Here is a 919-nt window from a genome sequence, read left to right as displayed (position 1 = left end):
CCGCCGACGAACAGGTGCGCGGCGGCAAGACGCTGCCGCTGAAGAACATCGCCGACGAAGCGATCGCGATGGGCGGCTGCGACGCGGTGAAGAGCGTGATCGTCTATCGCCGCACGGGCGGCAAGATCGACTGGCATGCCGATCGCGACCTGTGGATGCACGAACTGGCCGACGGCGAATCCGACACCTGCGCGCCCGAATGGGTCGGCGCCGAGCATCCGCTGTTCATCCTCTACACGTCCGGTTCGACCGGCAAGCCGAAGGGCGTGCAGCACAGCACGGGCGGCTACCTGCTGTGGGCCGCGCAGACGATGAAGTGGACCTTCGACTGGAAGCCCGCCGACGTGTTCTGGTGCACGGCCGACATCGGCTGGGTCACGGGCCATACCTACATCACGTACGGGCCGCTCGCGTGCGGCGGCACGCAGGTCGTGTTCGAAGGCGTGCCGACGTATCCCGATGCGGGCCGCTTCTGGAAGATGATCGGCGATCACAAGGTGAGCGTGTTCTATACCGCGCCGACCGCGATCCGCTCGCTGATCAAGGCAGCCGAGGCCGACGAGAAAGTGCATCCGAAGAGCTATGACCTGTCGAGCCTGCGCATCATCGGCACGGTCGGCGAGCCGATCAATCCGGAGGCGTGGATGTGGTACCACAAGCACGTCGGCCAGGAGCGCTGCCCGATCGTCGATACGTGGTGGCAGACCGAAACCGGCGGCCACATGATCACGCCGCTGCCGGGCGCGACGCCGACGGTGCCCGGTTCGTGCACGCTGCCGCTGCCGGGCATCATGGCCGCGGTCGTCGACGAGACGGGCCAGGACGTGCCGAACGGCCAGGGCGGCATTCTCGTCGTCAAGCGGCCGTGGCCGTCGATGATCCGCACGATCTGGGGCGACCCGGAGCGCTTCAAGAAGAG

The 919-nt window shown here is 67.1% G+C and carries 1 protein-coding gene; it reads left to right on the top strand.

The features are described from left to right. Positions 1-919, top strand: a 919-nt coding sequence (locus HMPREF3115_RS04265; RefSeq protein ID WP_141751632.1) for an AMP-binding protein, incomplete at both ends; no start/stop codon positions are given.

Source organism: Burkholderia sp. HMSC10F09 (assembly GCF_001806955.1).
Lineage (GTDB): Bacteria > Pseudomonadota > Gammaproteobacteria > Burkholderiales > Burkholderiaceae > Burkholderia > Burkholderia multivorans.
The sequence above is the reverse complement of the archived record's forward strand: the minus strand, read 5'-3'. Positions and strand labels throughout refer to the sequence as shown.